At 62.5% G+C, this 16,945-nt stretch carries 11 protein-coding genes; 1 reads left to right on the plus strand and 10 read right to left on the minus strand.

What is annotated here, in order from left to right; genetic code table 11:
* Positions 1–16 precede the first annotated feature (16 nt).
* From RIN49_RS13890 to RIN49_RS13925, 8 genes are all read right to left on the minus strand, one after another.
* Positions 17–1,066 (minus strand): alpha/beta hydrolase family protein, encoded by a 1,050-nt coding sequence (locus RIN49_RS13890; protein ID WP_309120769.1) that lies wholly within the window; start codon positions 1,064–1,066, stop codon positions 17–19.
* Positions 1,056–2,945 carry an NHL repeat-containing protein gene (locus tag RIN49_RS13895; RefSeq protein WP_309120770.1) on the minus strand — a complete coding sequence of 630 codons (1,890 nt, stop codon included), beginning with the start codon at positions 2,943–2,945 and terminating at the stop codon, positions 1,056–1,058. Before RIN49_RS13895 ends, RIN49_RS13890 begins: the two co-directional genes overlap by 11 nt.
* Before the next feature lie 3 nt (positions 2,946–2,948).
* Positions 2,949–4,190 (minus strand): DegT/DnrJ/EryC1/StrS family aminotransferase, encoded by a 1,242-nt coding sequence (locus tag RIN49_RS13900; RefSeq protein ID WP_309120771.1) that lies wholly within the window; start codon positions 4,188–4,190, stop codon positions 2,949–2,951.
* Between the two features lie 20 nt (positions 4,191–4,210).
* Positions 4,211–5,950 (minus strand): polysaccharide deacetylase family protein, encoded by a 1,740-nt coding sequence (locus tag RIN49_RS13905; RefSeq protein WP_309120772.1) that lies wholly within the window; start codon positions 5,948–5,950, stop codon positions 4,211–4,213.
* An 82-nt stretch (positions 5,951–6,032) separates the two neighbouring features.
* Entirely contained in the window at positions 6,033–7,646 is a 1,614-nt protein-coding gene (locus RIN49_RS13910) for an extracellular solute-binding protein (RefSeq protein WP_309120773.1), read from the minus strand.
* A gap of 103 nt (positions 7,647–7,749) precedes the next feature.
* Positions 7,750–8,628 carry a carbohydrate ABC transporter permease gene (locus tag RIN49_RS13915; RefSeq protein ID WP_309120774.1) on the minus strand — a complete coding sequence of 293 codons (879 nt, stop codon included), beginning with the start codon at positions 8,626–8,628 and terminating at the stop codon, positions 7,750–7,752.
* A 30-nt stretch (positions 8,629–8,658) separates the two neighbouring features.
* On the minus strand, positions 8,659–9,582 hold the full coding sequence (locus RIN49_RS13920; RefSeq protein ID WP_309120854.1) for an ABC transporter permease: 924 nt from the start codon (positions 9,580–9,582) through the stop codon (positions 8,659–8,661).
* A gap of 231 nt (positions 9,583–9,813) precedes the next feature.
* Entirely contained in the window at positions 9,814–12,018 is a 2,205-nt protein-coding gene (locus tag RIN49_RS13925) for a heparinase II/III domain-containing protein (RefSeq protein WP_309120775.1), read from the minus strand.
* Between the two features lie 213 nt (positions 12,019–12,231).
* Between RIN49_RS13925 and RIN49_RS13930 the strand changes: the two genes are divergently transcribed.
* Positions 12,232–15,060: a ligand-binding sensor domain-containing protein gene (locus RIN49_RS13930; protein WP_309120776.1), complete on the plus strand. Its 2,829-nt coding sequence runs from the start codon at positions 12,232–12,234 to the stop codon at positions 15,058–15,060.
* 68 nt (positions 15,061–15,128) lie between these two features.
* Here RIN49_RS13930 and RIN49_RS13935 read toward each other — a convergent pair whose 3' ends face one another.
* Complete coding sequence (locus RIN49_RS13935) at positions 15,129–15,689, minus strand: D-lyxose/D-mannose family sugar isomerase (RefSeq protein ID WP_309120777.1); 561 nt, start codon at positions 15,687–15,689, stop codon at positions 15,129–15,131.
* Positions 15,690–15,691: 2 nt separating this feature from the next.
* On the minus strand, positions 15,692–16,945 hold the full coding sequence (locus tag RIN49_RS13940; protein WP_309120778.1) for a carbohydrate kinase family protein: 1,254 nt from the start codon (positions 16,943–16,945) through the stop codon (positions 15,692–15,694).

Consider the following 16,945-nt stretch of genomic DNA (forward strand, 5'->3'; position numbering starts at 1 on the left):
TGTAGCATATATCCAGTCATTGGTCATCCGTTCCCGCAGTATTCCCTTTCAACCATCGATCCAGGAAAACGTACGCCGCCTCCCGCACCGTGGGAGGGAAGTCGTGACCGGAGTTGCCGAACAGAAACTCCAGCCGATGCTCCGCGTCGAGCGCGCGATACAGCGCGCCGAGCTCCGTCAGCGCTTCCGCCGCCGGACGCCAATGCGGGAAAATCTTGTCCGCCATGCCGTTCCAATTAAAGAACGGGGTCGGCGCGGCCAACGCGGCGATCTCGTGGTATTCGAACGGAACGAAGCCGGCAGCCAAGGAATCGCTAATCTTCGGCAGGTGGGAAAACCAATCGCGCTGCCCCCATCGATTCGGGTCGGGGTCCCCCGCGAACGTCGCGAAGCCACAGCTCGAGACGACCGCTTTCACACGGCGGTCGACGCCGGCGAGGAAGAAGGCGTTGTACCCGCCGAGCGAATGGCCGATCGCGCCGATGCGCGACGCATCGACGTACGGCAGAGCGGTTAGCACGTCAAGGCTCTGCCGATGGTCGTGGAGCATCTTCCCGACCGCCGTGGACGACGGATGCGCGGCATAGAACGGGGCGGTGCGGAACGCTTCTTCGCCTTCGTAAATCCGCTCCCCCATGGAAATCGTATCGGGCGCCAGGACGACGTACCCGCGTCTGACGAGCTCGAGACCGTACGCTCGGTTCTCGCGCGCGGCCGAAGACGCGACGTCGTCTTTGCCCGAGGCATGCGTCGGATGCAGCGCCAACACGGCGGGCAGCTTCCGCGCCGGCGACGGGTCGCCGCCCGGGATCAGCAAATACGCGGGCACCTTGTCGCCGAAGCCGGTCGCGTATCGCAGACGGACGCGCACGTGATCCGCCACCTGCACCGTCTCCAGCACCTCCGGCTCCGGATCGACCGGCTCCGGCACGAATCCGATATACTCTTGCCACGCCGCCTCGATCTCCGCCCGCCGCTTCGCCCACGCCGCCGCAGCGTCCGTGTCCATGCCCGAAGTCAGCGGCGGCACCTGACCCGCATGAAGCTCCGAAATTTTATATTTCACGAGATCCCTCCTCCGATACCTCTCCGTCTCGTTCCAAGGCAAAGCTCCAGAGATGCGAGCCGGCCCCGAAAAACAGCCGCCCTCCGGCGACGGCGAGGCCGGACGTCGCGGGGACGGGCGGTTCGGCCAACTTGACCGGCGCGTCCGAATCGGGATCGAGCCGGAACAGCGCCCGGCTAAGCGCGCCGTACACAAGTCCGTCCTCCAAGGCCGTCAGCCCGACGCGCACCGGCGTCCCCCAGGCGGACAAGTCGGTTTCCGCGACGACCGTCTCCGCATCCGGATCGAAGACGAAATACGAGGACCCCGACGTCATCCCATGGATGCGGCCCAAGCGGTCGGCGTAAACCCAGACGATCTCCCGCGCTTCGACGGGCGACCAAACCCGATCGACCGTCAGGCCGTCCCAGCGCAGTCGATATAGCTTCGCGCGCGTCTCCCGCGGCTCCGCGCCGCCCGGCGTCTCGACGCTCGTGCCGCCGAACACCGCGCCGCCTTTCCCTTCGGCTAGGCAAATCGTGCTCTGGTACGGCACGATCCGCTCGTGCGTCAACAGCGTGTCCACCCCCGTCGCCACGTTATAGACGCATAGCCCTCCGCCAACGGCTCCGTAGCCGGGGTAGCCCCCGTACAGCACATGCTCGCCGTCCGAGTGCGCGAGCATGCAGCGGGGGCGATGCACCTCTTTATGGCTGACGGCGATGCGCGGGTTGCGCGGCTCCCCTTCTTCCGAGACCGGCAGCCTCGTATCGAACAGATGAAGGTGCCCGCCCGGGTACGCGGCGCCGGCCAGCACAGGGCCGACGGAGGCGTACGCGCACAGATTGCCGCCGCCGCCGAACTGGATCGCTTTCCCTCCGAAGCTCCGAAGGCGCTCCTCCGCCGGATCGTACCGGAAGAAGTGAAGCGGATGGTTGCTCGTTCCGTACACGCGACCGTCCGGTCCCGCGGCGAGCGGGGACAGCTGGGCGCCGCCGCACTCGTAGCGGAGCGGAATCGTCCGCACGCCGGCGCCGTCCGCCGCGCGCAGCGTCAGCTCCCGCTCGGCCAGGTCATGCTTCTCGACCCGCCACGCGCCGGAGAGCTGGCGGTGCAGTCGGAAGAACGCCGCCCCGGAATACAGGGAGGGCGGGACGTCCCGCCAATCGACCGGCACCGCCCGCCCGCCTTGGAATCGCATCCAGCGATAACGCTCCGGCGTTTCTTCCTCCCTCAGGTCGGAGAACGCCCAATGCCCGAACACGGCGCCGTCCGCCGAAGCGTGGACGACCCCCATGCCGCGCGTCCGTTCGTCCTCCGGCACGAGCTGAACCGCGAGGCCGTCGGCCGGACGGTACGCGACGATGCCCTTGCGCTCCGTGCCGATGCCCGCATATACCCAACCCTCCGCATCCGCCGCGAGGTGGCTCGGGTATTTTTCCGTCTTGTCCAAGCTGCCGAATTTGGCGACGCGGCGCTCCGAGGGATGGTACGCGAACAGCCGGCAATGCGGGTAGGCCGCGAAGTAAATGGTCCCGTCCGCCGACTCCGCGAAGCTGAAGCCGACCAGCTCCCCCGCCGCGCCGACGTCCTCGGCGTGCAAGAACATGCCCTCGAACGGATCGAACGCCAGAAACTGAGTGCCGGCGCCCGTATAGAAGGTGCCGTCCGAACCGGCGAAACAAATATAAGGGTATTCCTCGTTGCCGTTCGGAAACGGCACTTGCGCGCAGCGTTCCGTCGCAGGGTCGACGACGAGCAGAAACCCTCGCGCCAAGACGACGACGCGCTCGTCGCCGTCTAGGTTTCTGCAGACCGCCGCCGTCCGCGATTCTACCGCCGGCGCGGGAACGCCATGATCCGTAAATTGCTGCCGCATGCGCACCATCCCGTTTTCCATGAGTTATTTCCGATAATACTCCGCGACCTTGCGCACGCCGCGAACGATATCTTCGACGTCCGCATCCGAATAAAACTCTTTGACCGGAATTTGCACGGCCGTCTCCAAAATTTCTTCCGCGACCGGGCAGTGGCCCGGCGCGTAAGAGCGATCCGTCAGATCGAAAGGAAAGTGGCTGTTCAAATATGCCTGCCTCCGTTGGAACAACGGCTGCATGTAGACGACTTGCGGAATGTATCCCGCGCGGTTCGGGATGCCTTCCGCCGCCAGCGCCTCGCAGAACTGCTCCCGCGTGCAGGTGAAGGCCGACAGATCGAGCCTCATCATATAAAACCAATAGGTGCAATCCCCGCCCTCGGTCACCTGATGGACATGAATGCCGGGCGCGCCGCGCAGCCCTTCGCTGATGCGGTCGCCGATCGCTTGACGCCGTTCGCAAATCCAGCGCAGCTTCTTCAGCTGCGCGATGCCGACCGCGCCTTGCAGTTCGGTCATCCGATAGTTCGGAGCGACGTAATGCAGCTCGCGCTGCACTTCCGTCCCGAACCGATGATAGTTCTTATCGGCGAAGCCGTGCGTCCGGTAATAATCCGTCCGCTCGCCGGAATTGATTGTCACCATGCCGCCGTCGCCGGTCGAAATATGCTTGAAGTCGTTCGTGCTGAAGGCGCCGTAATCGCCGAACGTACCGGCGTAACGCCCTTTATATTTGGTCAGGTACGACTGGGCGCAATCCTCGATCACCTTCAGCCCGTGCCGCTTCGCGATGTCCAGGATCGCATCCATGTCGCACGGGTTGCCCGCCAGGTGGACGACGACGATGGCCTTCGTCCGCGGCGTAATGCACGCCTCGATCGAGGCGGGATCCATGTTGTACGTGTGCGGGTCGAGATCGGCGAATACCGGGATAGCGTTCTGGTACAAAATTCCGACCAACGTTCCCTGGTCCGTGATCGGGCTCGTGATGACCTCGTCGCCGACGGTGACGCCCGCCGCGCCGAGCGCCACATGAATCGCCGCGGTTCCGGACGAGGTCGCGACGCTGTATTTGACGCCATAAATCTCGTTAAAGTCCTCAAGAAACTTCTTCACTTTGCCGCCGAAATGATAGAACAACGTCTCTTGCTCCAGCGCCTCGAGAAGCTCGCGCGCTTCCTCGACGCCGAACCGCTTGCCTGCGCTGAACGCCGTCGACTTCGTCTTCGGCCCGCCGAAGAGCGCCAGCTCCTCTGCCTTCGTTCCCATTCCCGTACCCCTTCCGGCCTTCAGCCTTGGTGTAATCCGGATGCCGCAGCGGTCTGCTGCCGCGATTCCGTCGCAAACTCGACTTGGACGCGTACGCATGGAAGACCGAACCGCTCGACGGTCTGCGCGGCCGTCTCCCCGGCCGACAGCGGGCGATACGCGGCGATCGGCAGCGGCGCGCCCTCGACGACCAATCGGCCGTCCGCCCCGAAGCCGGCCACGCGCCGCTCCCGCTTCGCGCGAACCCAATCGTTGATCTCCGCTCCGGTCCAGAAGACGAAGCCTTGCCGCTTCGCCTCGCGCGCCGTGTCCGCCATCGCCCGGCGAACGGCGGGCTGCTCGTAGATATGCTTCTGATGATACAGGAAATGCGCGACGCCGCGCACCTCTTTCACCTTAGCCAAGAACGGAGCGATGACCGTCGTGTCCGACAGGCTCGGATGCATCAAGTCCTGCGTCAAAAACCCGATCTCCAACACGTTGTACAGCCGGTTCTTCTCGTCCGACCAACCGATCGGGAAATACGGATGGCTCGTGCCGAACGGAAAGCCGACGTTCCCTTTCTTGCTCGGCCCGCGGGTTTGATCGGACGCGATGCCGGCCGCCTCGCACCAGCGAAACAGCTCGCCCCAGCCCTCGAACCGGGTGTAGTGGTTCTTGTTGGAGACGGCGCCGCGCAGACCGGTGGCCGACTTGAACCAAGCGAACTGCCGGTCGAATTCGGCCTGCGACCAGATCCCGCGCTCCATCTCCAGCGCGTTATAGTGAAACGCGAGCTCATGGCCCGCTTCCATGATTTTCGGATACAGCGCTGCGGAAAACCCCGGTTCGATCATGCACCACGTCGAGCGCACGCCGCATTCGGCCAACGCCTCGAGCGTCGCTTCGGCCGAAGCGTCGATGTTGAAGTCGCTGTCATGCGAAATCATAGCCACCGCTTCGATCCCCTCGGGCCAGTAATCGACGAACGGCACCGTCAACCCTGCTTCCGCAGCCCCGGCGAGCAGACGCTGCAGCAGCGCCTCGCGCCAATAATCGGCGTACGGATGCTCGAAATACGGCATGCCGGTCGCGGTAAACGCACGGTCGGCCTCCCAATCCATCTGGCATTGATCGTCCGCCTTCAGAATGCCTTCATCGACCGCCCCCGTCCCGTCCTGCGCCGGGATGCCGTCCTCGTAAACCGGCCGCTCGCCTTGCTGCAGCCGCACGATCACGGACGGAATATCCACGGCCCACCGGACGATGGAGCCGGCGCCGACGCGGAACGTCTGAAGCAGCGGACCCGCTTCGCTGACGTCCTCTCGGCTTGCGAGAACGGAGCCTTCCTCCCGGCAAGAAACGGCCGCGGAACGTTCTCCCGGCGCCGGCCGTCCCCAAGGACGCCCCCGGAAATATCGCATCGGACGGCCGCCCGGCGTCTCGCCGGGCAGCGTCGCGTAGCCGATCGGCACTTCCGGCAGCTGCCGGCAGCCGAGCCGCGCCGCCAAGTACGGCAAGCCCGCGAACGAGATGACGATGCCGCCGCGCTCCGCGAAGTCCCACAGCTTCCCTTCGGATTCCGCTCCACCCGTGACGGCCGCGATCACGATATCGAAGCCGCCGGCGCCGATGTCGTCCGCCGAACCGATACGGGTAAACGGGATGCCCGCGTACGTCAGGAGCTCTTGGATATAGAGTTGAAATACGTTGGCTTGATGTCGATGAATTCGTTCCGTCGCCGTTGAATCGAGGTAAATGCCGATTTGAGCCATTTTCATAGAATGAACGCACCTTTACTCTTCGTTGTAGTGACCGTCGAAAGCAAATCGGGCTATGGTTCATAGCCCGATCCGTATGCCGTTATTCCCAGCGGCGATCCGTATACCCGCGTTCCTTGAACACCGCGTTGTACTCTTCGATGATCTGAGCGCCGCCGCGCGCGAGGTATTCCTCGACCATAGCGTCCCAGTCGGAAATCGGGCGTTGGCCGACGATCATCTTCGTCTGCTCGTTCATGAGGAACTGCGTCAGCTCCGCGCCCTTCTGCGCTTCCGTCTCGGAGACGACGCCTACGTTCGGCTGGAAGTATTGCTTATAGTCCTTGCTCAGCTTCACGAGGTCGGTCGTCGCCTGAATCAGCTTCGGCTCCGTGTACGCCGCCTCGAACTCCGGATCTTGGTCCGGGAGCACCCACGCCGTGTTGTCTTGGAAGTAAAGGAACGGCTGGGTTCCCTTCTCCGGCTCGAGCACCTTGCGTTTGCCGTCCGCGACTTCGTAACCGACGCCTTCGCCGCCGTAGAACCAGTCGTGGTCCGGGTTCGACTTGTTCTGCTCCGCCATCGGGTAGAATTGACGGGAGAACTCATGCATGTCGAGAATTTTCTTCAGCTTCTCCGGATCGTCCTTCAGCTTCGCGTTGAAGGCGTTGAATCGAGCGTAGCCCTTGCCGGCGACGAGTCCCTGGGAGCCGTCCGGCGCAAGGAACGGAGGCAGCACCGCGAATTCCGCTTTCGGCGCGATCTCCAGCAAGCTCGTCATGTAGTCTTGGGACATGCCGCGCGGCGCGACCAAGAACAAGCCCGCTTTGCCGGAATAAAACTCGTTGTTCGTATCCGCCCAGTTGAGCACCGCGAAGTCCGGCGTCATTGCCTTCTCTTGATTCAGCTTATGGAAAAATTCGATCAGTTCCTTGCGGCCTTCCGAGATGATGCCAGGGATATAATTGCCGTTCTCGTCTTGGTGGTAATAAGAATCGAACTGCCAGTAAGGACCCATGGCAAAGTTCGGGTTGATGTTCTGCCCGATCGCCATGCCGTACGTGTCGTCCTTGCCGTTCTGGTCCGGGTCGTCCTTCGTGAAGGCGATGAGCGCGGCGGCCAACTCTTCGTAGCTCGTCGGAACGGCCAGACCCAGATTGTCGAGCCAATCTTTGCGGATGAAGTAGGAGCTCGACTCCGTCGGCGACCAGGACGGGATCCCGTAGATTTTGCCGTCGATCGTGAACGGCGCCCACAGCGCTTCCGGAATCGCCTTCAACGACGGATACTGGTCGATATAATCGTTAAGCGCCAGAAACGCGCCTTGCTTCGCCCAGCGGGGGAAGTTGTCGGAACGGCTCGCTTCGAAGCCGATCATGTCCGGCATCGAACCGGTGGAGACGACGGCGCTCAGCTTCTCGGGATACGTCTCTGCCGGCACCTTCTCCACGAAATAATCCACGTTGAATTTCTCGTTCAGCTTCTTCAAGCCCTCGCCGTCGTTCGGCGCCGGGTTGCCGTAGATGTACGTCATGCCGGTAATCTTATGAACCTTCTCCGGCTCCGCCTTAGGCTCTTCCGCCGGGGTCTTCGCCTCCCCTTGCGGCGCCGTCTCTGTCCCGGTCGGTTTCTCTTCGCCGGCGCTCCCGCCGGAGCATGCCGTCGCCAGCGTCATCGCCGCGGCTACCATCGAGAGGAGTAAAGCCTTCTTTTTCATTGTCGAACCCTCCATTTTTTTGTACTTCCCCGACTTTCTTCGTTTCGTCCGATTCTTCATGTTCTACCCATTGCCATGCCGTGCGCCCAATTCAACGAACGGGTCAGCCCTTCACTGAACCGAGCATCACCCCCTTGGCGAAGTGCTTTTGCAGGAACGGGTAGACGATGAGAATCGGCAGCGTGGCCAGCAAAATCGCGGCCATCTGAATCGTAACCGGCGGCGGCGGATTTTCCAGAAGCATCATCGCCTCGTTGCCCAGCGCCGCGGTCGCTTCGTTCATGATCACGATCTGACGAAGCACGACCTGGATCGGCCATTTGGCCGAATCGTTCAAATACAAGACGCCCTCGAAGTACTTGTTCCAGTGCCCCACCGCGTAAAACAACCCGAAAGCCGCAAGCGAAGGTTTGGAAAGCGGGAGAATGATGCTCGTGAAAATGCGCAATTCGTTCGCCCCGTCGATGAGGCCGGCTTCCGTCAGCTCGCTTGGAATGCTTAAGAAAAACTGCCGCATGACGATCAAGTTGAAGGAGCTGATCGCGCTCGGAACGATGAGCGCCCAGATCGAGTTCATCAAGCCGGTTTCCTTGACGATAAGGAACGTCGGGATCATGCCCGCGTTAAACAATAAGGTGAAAATGACGAGCAGCAAAATGACGCGCTGTCCCGTAACGTTCCTCGTGAGCCCGTACGCCATCGTCGCCGTGAGCAACAGGTTGACGGCTGTGCCGAGGACGGTCACATAGCCGGTCACCCCCAACGATCTGACGAAGCTCCGGGAAGCGAGGATCGTCTGGTACGCATCCGTCACCCAATGCGTGGGCCACAGGATGAAGTCTTTCTCCAGGACGTCCCGCAGCGACGAGAACGAAACGGAGAAGATGTGCACGAACGGGAACAGCATCAGCACCGCGATGACGGCGAGGAGCAGCGCGTTGACGCCGTCGACGACTTTATCTAGCATCGACCGATTATACATGGAAGGAACTCACCCGACCCTCTCTGATGTTTAGTACAGCCCCTCTTCGCCGAAACGCTTGGCGATGTGGTTGGCGAACACGACCAGGACCAAGCCGACTACGCCTTTGAACATGCCCACCGCGGTGGCGAAGCTGACATCGCCTTGCTGAATCCCTTTGAAATACACGTAGGTATCGAGGACGTTGCCGGTATCCATATTGAACGGATTGAGCATCAGGAAAATTTGTTCGAACCCGAGGTCGAGCACGTTCCCCAGCCGGATGATGAACAGGACGACGATGACGCTGCGAATGGCGGGAAGCGTCACGTGCCACAGCTGCTTCCACCGGTTGGCCCCGTCGATGACGGCCGCTTCGTAGAGGCTCGGGTTCACGCCGGCGAGGGCGGCCAAGAAAATAATCGTGCCCCACCCGGATTCTTTCCAGATGATCTGCAGCGTAATGAGCGGCTTGAAGAACGCCGGATCGGTCAAGAACGGAATCGCTTCGAGCCCGAACCACGAACCGAGCACCGTATTGACGAGACCCTCGCCGCGAAGAAACACGGTGAAGATGCCGGCGACGACGACCCAAGACAAGAAGTGCGGCAGGTACACCATGGACTGAACGAAGCGCTTGTACGCTTCGTTCCGCACCTCGTTCAGCATGAGCGCAAGCACGATCGATACGGGGAAGGCGACGAAAATTTGCAGAAGCGCGATATTAATCGTGTTCCACAGCACCCTTACGACTTCATCGTCTTCGAAAATGCGGGAGAAGTGGGCCATCCCGACCCACTCGCTCGCCCATAAGCCGCCGAACGGGTTGAAATCTTTGAAGGCGATTACAAGCCCGCCCATCGGGAGATACCGGTAAACCAAAAAGTATAAAATGCCCGGCAGCAGCAGCAGATGTACGTAACGCTCCTTCCATAGCCGCTGACCGATTTTCTTCCACGCGCTCCGCGGCTTCATGCCTCCCTGGATCGGGACCGTCGCTCGTACCATGGCGTGTCCAGCACTCCTCGCTTATGTCATATGGTTTTATAGTGAACATGTATATTACCTGTATATTAAGTTACGATTTCCCGGTTTGTCAATCGTTCGGCAAGAGAAAATATTGCACCCCTTCAAGCGTGTAAGCGGATCCATGTCGAAAGCCGCTCCGGGTCCCTGACGACCGTCGGAACCGGAACGGAGGACGGCTTACCTCAGCCGCTCCGCCGTACCCTCCTCGTCGATCCGAACGCGATCGTCGCCCGCCGAAACGATGACTCCCGCTTCTTCCCAAGCGACCTCCAACGCAAGCGCCGCTTCGCTGCCGACGCTCGGCGCAAGCAGCGTCGCAAGGCGCGCCCGACCGTCCCGGTTCGGTCGCAGCCGTACCTTGAGGTATAAGCCGTATTCCTCCGCGCCGGGGTAGGACGCAACGATCGTCTCGCAATCGCCTTCCGCCAGCAGCCGGCCTTCGACAGCCGCCTTGGCCCCCCGAACGGCGAACGCCGTTCCGCGAAGGCGCTCGCCTTCCGCCAATGGGCGCCCGTCCTGTATGAACGCGGCGGCCGAATGAAACAGAAGCTCCGCTTCGTCTTCGGCTCGGTGCAAGCGGATATCGTCCAAGACGACGTAATACGAGTCCGACACATGGACGATCGTCCGACGCCACCCTCGCAAGGCGCCCTCGTACGCGTCGGACGCCTCGCCCGCGGCGAAGGCGAAGCCCGGCGAGACGTCCCAGGCGGTCAGCCGCCCGCCACCGCGCCTGGATTGCCCCTTGCCGTTCACGAGCAGTCCGTTATGCCCGATCGTTCCGTTCGTATACTCGTGACGCGGACCGGGCCGATAATCTTGGTACCCGGGATCGGTCAAGAGCCACTCCCCGGCTACGTTCAAGATGAAATGGTTCTGGTCGTAATGATTATGATCGCGACTGGACGGGCTCGACGTGAATGCCAGCGCATGATCCCGCTCGCCCCACCCGCTGCGCAGCGCCGCCCATCCAATCCGAGGGAACATCCTCGACGCGCGGCCCGCGAAGAAGACGTCGGGGGAAGCCCCCTTCGGGAGCTCGGGCGCGTGCAACAGGTTCAGCAGGACGGCCGGCTTCGTAGCTTCGAAGCGTTCCACATACCCCATCGCGGCTTCGTGACCCGCATTCGCCGCGAGCAGCGACATGAGGTACGATAAATCCAGCGTCGCGTGACAATCCGACAAATTCGCGAACGTCGCTTCCCCGCCGGCCGCCTGGAAATAAAAGAACAGCTCCGGCACGACCTCCGTCAAGTACCGATGGTCGAGGAGGGATGCGTCCCCGGTCGCCTTCTTCAGGGCGACCGCGGCTTGCGCGGCATGCTTCGCCGCGACGTTGACGTACATGAGCCCCTCCGTTTCGTCGGAATCGGCGCGGAGATCCAGATACGTTTTCAAGTATGAATAGGTTTGATGGATGAATTTGCCCGCCGCGGGCTCCTCGTCGACGATGGCCAGCGCGCCGATCAGCATCGCGACTTGCTTCGCCACGATGATGTTGTGGTGGTCTCCGTTGTCCCAATCGATCGACATCGGACGGAGCCCCTTCTCGAGAATCGCCGTGCGCACGAGCTCGCGTTCGGCCTCCGTCATCGTATCGTACACGGCGTCGTAAGCGGTCGCCGCCCCGATGGCGAAGTGCGCGTTGCTTAAATTCCCCTCCGCGCCGCGCCAAGGGAACTCGTACCAACGGTCGTAGCGCGCGAGATCCAGAAGCATCGCCCGGACCCGATCCGCGTACCGCCGCTCCTCCGTGAGTCCGTACAACGTCGCAAGCGTCACCAGCCGATTTTCGATTTGCCGCGAGTACATCGTCCAGAACGGATAGTCGACGTAACCGGCCGGATTCGGCAGCGGCTCCGGCTGGCGAAGCGGATAAGCGACGTCGATGACATCGGGCGCATTCAAATACGTCACGCGAAAGCCCGACTCCAGCATGTACGATTCGCCCAGCTCTTGCAGCTCCCGCCAGATGCGGTCCACGTCGATGCCGGCGACGGATTCGGGAGCGGCGATCCGCTGCCGCAACCGAAGCCGTTCTTCCTCCGTGTATAGGATCCGAGGGTGGCCGGCGACCAGGCGCCCGAGATCGGGCGAACCCGAAGCGACGACGATCGTCAGCCGCTGCTCGAACGACGGGCCGTCCCCCGCGGAGACGGAGACGCGCACCTCGGCCGAGCCGACGGAACCGCCGACGATCGTCTCTCCATCGACGCGCACGACGGACGAGTCGCTGCTGCTCGCCGTCACGCGAAGCGTCCCGTCGAGATAAACCCCCGGCTCCCGGTACGCCCGGACGCGAAGCTCCGCCCGCTCGCCCGGTTCTAGAACGCGCACCGCCAGCACTTCGATCCCCGTCATCGCCGACAACCCTTGCCGCATTTTGAATAGCCCCCTTAATTATTAAACGCTTACATTATACATGTATTTCACTTGTATTTCAGTGACTCCAAGCCTACCATCGCATGGACCGGGGTGTCAATAGGAATAGGAGAACCCGAAAATCAATACATGTATTTTACTTGTATAAATCCTGGTACGTATGCTACTATGAGCTGGAATTCGCCATTCTACACTATTGAAGGGAGAAGATTTATGAAGAACAGACGCACCCTAGGTTCCGCAGGACTCATCCTTTCCTTGATTGCCGCCTTGATGAGCCCGCCGGCCGCGGCGCAAAGTGAAAGCGCTCTCTCGTTGCCGCCGATATTGGTCAACGGCGGCTTCGAGCCGGCCGCGGACGGCTCCGTTCCGGGCTGGCAGCCGGACGGCGCATCGGAAGCCGTCACCGTCACGCAAGCGGTCTATGCAGAGGGAACGAGCAGCTTATCGGTAGAGGACGGCTCCGCCGCCGCTTCGCACGGCGCGATCAGCGACCCCGTTCCGGTTACGCCGTTCGTCAACGTCGTGCTGAACGCCCAAGTTCGGAAGGGGGCCGGCGCGGGCGGCAAGGTCGAGTTACGTTTCTACAGCGGCGACGGCAAGCTTCTGTCCGTCGTAAGCTCCTTAGTCGACCAAGCCTCAGCGGGCGAAGCTTGGAGCGGCATTCGCGTCGCCGCGGCCGCCCCGAAGGAAGGCGCGGCCGTGCGAGCCGCCTTCTCCTTCCCGACCGAAGCCGTAGGCAGCTTCTATGCCGACGAAGCGACGATCTCGCTTTCCCGTGCGCCGGGGACGATCCGTAATCTCGGTCCGCAATCGGCGAGCCTTACGATCATGACGGGCGCTTACGGGAAGGATAAGCACGGCCGCGACGTCATGTACACTGTCGCTCAAGGCGACCCGGCCCAGTTTATCGTGAGCGATGTGAAGACGAAGGAAATTTACGACCAAGAACCGTTAATCGCGTTGGACGGGAGCAACGTCACCGCCGCATGGGGCATTACCGTCGCGTCCGACGGCAAAGCCTACGCCGGCAGCACCCCGAACGGCACCCTGTTCCAATACGACCCGCAGACGGAATCGATCCGAACGATCGGGAAGCCCGTTCCGACGGATACCGTCATTTGGGTGCTTACCCCCGGATCGAACGGGAAAATTTACGGCGGCACCGGTTATTCGCAATCGGTATTCGAGTACGATCCGGCAACCGATCAAATGAAAGTGTTGGCCTCCTTCAAGACCGCATCGCGAGAGCAGCATGTCCGCAGCCTCGCCTACGACGCGGAGCGCAACGCCTTGTACGTCGGCGGCGCCGACGTGGCGAAGCTGTACAAATACGATCTCGCCACCGGGCAAAAAACGCTGATTACCGGCTTCGGCGGCAAAACGTCGGTGTACGATCTGCAATACACCGCAGGAAATCTGTTCATTCGCGTCGATCCCGGCCCGGTGATGTACGTCTACGACCCTGCGATCCACAAGCTGACGGTAAGCAACAACGCCGAATATAACACTCGCGGGTTTTCCCCCGTCTCCCCGGACGGCCGCGTCTTCTACACCTGGTTCGAGCCTACGCCGGCGGGCGGCACGCAATGGTCGCTTTACGCATACGACGTGAATACCGGCGAATACGGCTCGCTCGGCGTCGACGTGAAGGGCCCCGGCATCGCGTTCGGGTACGTCGAGCTGAACGACCCGAAGTTCCCGGGCACGACGTTAGTCGGCCTTGCGGGCAACGGCGGACGGGCGTTCTACTATAACCTGCAAACCGGGTATACGGAAACGCCGGAGCTGCCGCTTCCGCCTCAATTCGTGGAATTGCACAATATCGGGAAAAGCTTGGACGGGAAAATGCTGAGCGCGGGCTTCATCTCCGGCGGGGGCTTGGGAGTGTATTCCCCGACGCAAAACAAAACCGAGTTTTATCCGTCGCTCGGCCAAGTGGAAGGGTATGCTTCTTTGAACGGGAAATTGTACTTCGGCGTGTACCCGAGAGCGTCCATCTTCGAATACGACCCGACGTTGCCGTGGAACCGGACGGATCCCAGCGTCCCGTATAATCCGCCGCGGCTAGCCCAGCTCGGCGACGAGCAGGATCGCCCGATCGCCATGGTCGGCGTCGAACAAGAAAACAAGCTCTACATCGGTACGTATCCGATCGCCGGCAAAACCGGCGGCGCGCTTACCGTCTACGATCCGGCAGCCAAGACCTTCGACGTGAAGCGCAACATCGTGCCGGAGCATTCGATCAACGCCCTTGTATATCTGAACGGTAAGCTCTACATGGGAACCGGCGCGATGGACGGCGGCTCCGCCAAGCTGGCCGTCTACGATACGGCCTCCGAGACCGTCGAATACGAAACCGTGCCGGCAGCGGGCAAGAAAGCGATCGGTTCCTTGATCGTCGGACCGGACGGCAACCTGTGGGGCATGGCGCTCGGAACGCTGTTCATCTACGATCCCGCTTCGCGCCGAATCGTGTACAGCGACGACAAATTCCCGACCGCCGACTATAACTACGGCAATCCGCGCCTCGAGATCGGGACGGACGGGAACGTCTATACGACGATCTATATCGGCTACGTCGCCGACAAAACCTACACAAGCAAGCTGATCCGAATCGACGCCGCGACGAAAGACGTGACCGTCTTGCTCGAAAGCAACGCGGAGAAGTTGGCGCAGGACGACTTCGGCAACTTCTATTTCAAATCCGGCAGCGATCTGATGCAATATAGCGATCCGAACCTGGTCGTCTCGCTGGAGCGCGTGGAGTTCGAAGTCGACGACGCCCGATTGGCGCCGGGAGAATCCACGGCGACCAGGCTCGCAGCGATTCTTGGCCGCGGCCGCACGACCAACGAACTGTCGGGCGCGACGATTCGATATGACGTTAGCAAGGAGAAGGTCGTCGACATTGACGAGAACGGCGTCATCCATGCGAAGCATCCGGGCCGGACGGAGGTGACGGTAACCGTCACGCTGAACGGCGTCACCGTCGCGTCGGAGCCTGTGACCATCCTCGTCACAGGACCGTCCCCGAAGTAAACCGCCGGCAAGTAACGAATAAGGGCAATACCGCGGGCATTCGCCTTCGGTATTGCCCTTTTTGCGTGTTATTCGACGTCCTCGACGATCGCCGGAATCCGCTCGACCCGCGGGTCGGTGAAGATGTCGAATTCGTCGCGGCTCGTGCTGGAAAACTCCGACACGATCGCCCCGTCCGCCCCCGCCTGGAACCAATGCTTCGTCCCCGGCTGAATCGTATACTGCTGCCCCGGCGCCAGCTCCACTTCGTGGAACACGGTGTAGTACGCTTCGCTGCCCTCGGGCAGCCGCGCCTGCACCCGTTCCGCCGGCTCGCCCTCGACGTACAACAGCACCTTGCCCGCCCGGCAGCGGAACGTCTCGGTCTTGCCCGGATCGTCCCCGACCGGCGGATGCAGATGCTCCGGACACGTCTGGTACGGGAACAGCACCAGCTCCTTCGCGCAATACCGCTCGTTATTCACGTACGTTACGAGCTCGAGCCCTTCCTTCTCCAAGTCGCCGAGCCCGAACGTCGCCACCTCGATGTTCGCGATCTCCTCCGGCGTCATGACGATGCCCGAGCGCGCGAACAGCTCCGCCGTTCTCGCTTGCGCCGCGCGCACTTCGCTGCGCTTGATCACACCCATGCTTACACCCCTTCTCGCTCCGAAAATGTCTCAACCCCCGCGTCCCCCGGCCCCCGCCAGACGCTCGCGCCGGCGCCGTCCGCCGACGCACGGCGGAACGCCGCAAGCTTCGGCGGCCGCTGCGCCCAGCCGGCGGCGATGCGCCGCTGCACCGCGGCCCACGGCGGCACGCCGCTGACGGCGTCCGGCCGCTCCACGTTGCAGGCGCCCGTCCCGACCGCGCCGAGCAGCGCTTCCTCCGGCGCCAGCCCGAGCATCCAGCCGGTCAGCAGGCCGGCGATCGTGCAGTCGCCCGCGCCGGTCGTCCCCGCGACGTGAACCTCGAAGCACGGCGCGTACAGCTCTCGCGACGTCCAAGCCGCCGCGTCGCGCGGCGCGTACCGACCGGCCGACGCCAACCGCTCCGCGGAATCGCAGGTCTTCATATATAAACCGTATTCCCCAAGCTTCAACGCGACAACCGCGGCGCCCATGCCGAGCAGCTCGTCGGCGAGTTCGGAAAGGAGCGCCTCGGTCGCGTACGGCAGCAGGTCCGACGAACCGCCGGAAGCGGCCCACGCGTCGTACGTCTCGCGCCGCAGCATAAACAAAATTTCCTCGAAGCTCGGCAGGAACAAATCCACGCCGGGCAGCGCCCGCGACAAGATCGCCCGCCAATCGGCGCGTCCCGCTTCGGCGTCCGGGTCGGGCTTCGCGAGGTCGAGGCTAACCGTCACCCCTGCCGCCTTCGCCTTCGCGAGCAGCGCCGCAAGCTCCGCCCCGCCGTCCGCCCGCATGCGGCGCATGAGCGGCGGATAGCCGAAGTGGAACAGCCCCGCCTCCCGCAGCAGCTCCTCCCGCACGTCCGCGGCTTCGAACGTATCGTTCGCCCCCGTGCAGTGCAGGAAGATGCGATCGACGCCGGGCGGGCTGATCACGATCGTGTACGAGCTCGCCTCGCCGGCGGCGACGATCATTCCGTCGGCCAATTCCGCGCCGTGGCCGCGCACGATGTCGACGATCGCCTCTCCGAACCGATCGTCCCCGACCTTGCCCATGAGCCGCGCCGGAACGCCGAGCCGATGCAGCGCGAGGCCCGTATTCGAGACGGCGCCTCCGGTCGACAGCATCGCCGGGCCGATGTCGATCAGCTTGCCGGGGACGAGAATGGCGTCCACGCCGGCTTGCCGATCGTACAGCGTCGGAATGACGTCGAGGCAAATATGCCCGCAGACGACCGCGGGATACGGCAAATCCAGACGTTCCTCGAGCGTCAA

The sequence above is a fragment of the Paenibacillus sp. genome (genome assembly GCF_031177825.1).
Taxonomy (GTDB): domain Bacteria; phylum Bacillota; class Bacilli; order Paenibacillales; family YIM-B00363; genus Paenibacillus_AE.

Coding starts and splice junctions, on each gene's coding strand:
- RIN49_RS13925 (WP_309120775.1), bottom strand. CDS start 12,018: ATGCGGCAAGGGTTGTCGGCGATGACGGGGATCGAAGTGCTGGCGGTG.
- RIN49_RS13915 (WP_309120774.1), bottom strand. CDS start 8,628: ATGTATAATCGGTCGATGCTAGATAAAGTCGTCGACGGCGTCAACGCG.
- RIN49_RS13910 (WP_309120773.1), bottom strand. CDS start 7,646: ATGAAAAAGAAGGCTTTACTCCTCTCGATGGTAGCCGCGGCGATGACG.
- RIN49_RS13935 (WP_309120777.1), bottom strand. CDS start 15,689: ATGGGTGTGATCAAGCGCAGCGAAGTGCGCGCGGCGCAAGCGAGAACG.
- RIN49_RS13930 (WP_309120776.1), top strand. CDS start 12,232: ATGAAGAACAGACGCACCCTAGGTTCCGCAGGACTCATCCTTTCCTTG.
- RIN49_RS13895 (WP_309120770.1), bottom strand. CDS start 2,945: ATGGAAAACGGGATGGTGCGCATGCGGCAGCAATTTACGGATCATGGC.
- RIN49_RS13900 (WP_309120771.1), bottom strand. CDS start 4,190: ATGGGAACGAAGGCAGAGGAGCTGGCGCTCTTCGGCGGGCCGAAGACG.
- RIN49_RS13920 (WP_309120854.1), bottom strand. CDS start 9,582: ATGAAGCCGCGGAGCGCGTGGAAGAAAATCGGTCAGCGGCTATGGAAG.
- RIN49_RS13905 (WP_309120772.1), bottom strand. CDS start 5,950: ATGAAAATGGCTCAAATCGGCATTTACCTCGATTCAACGGCGACGGAA.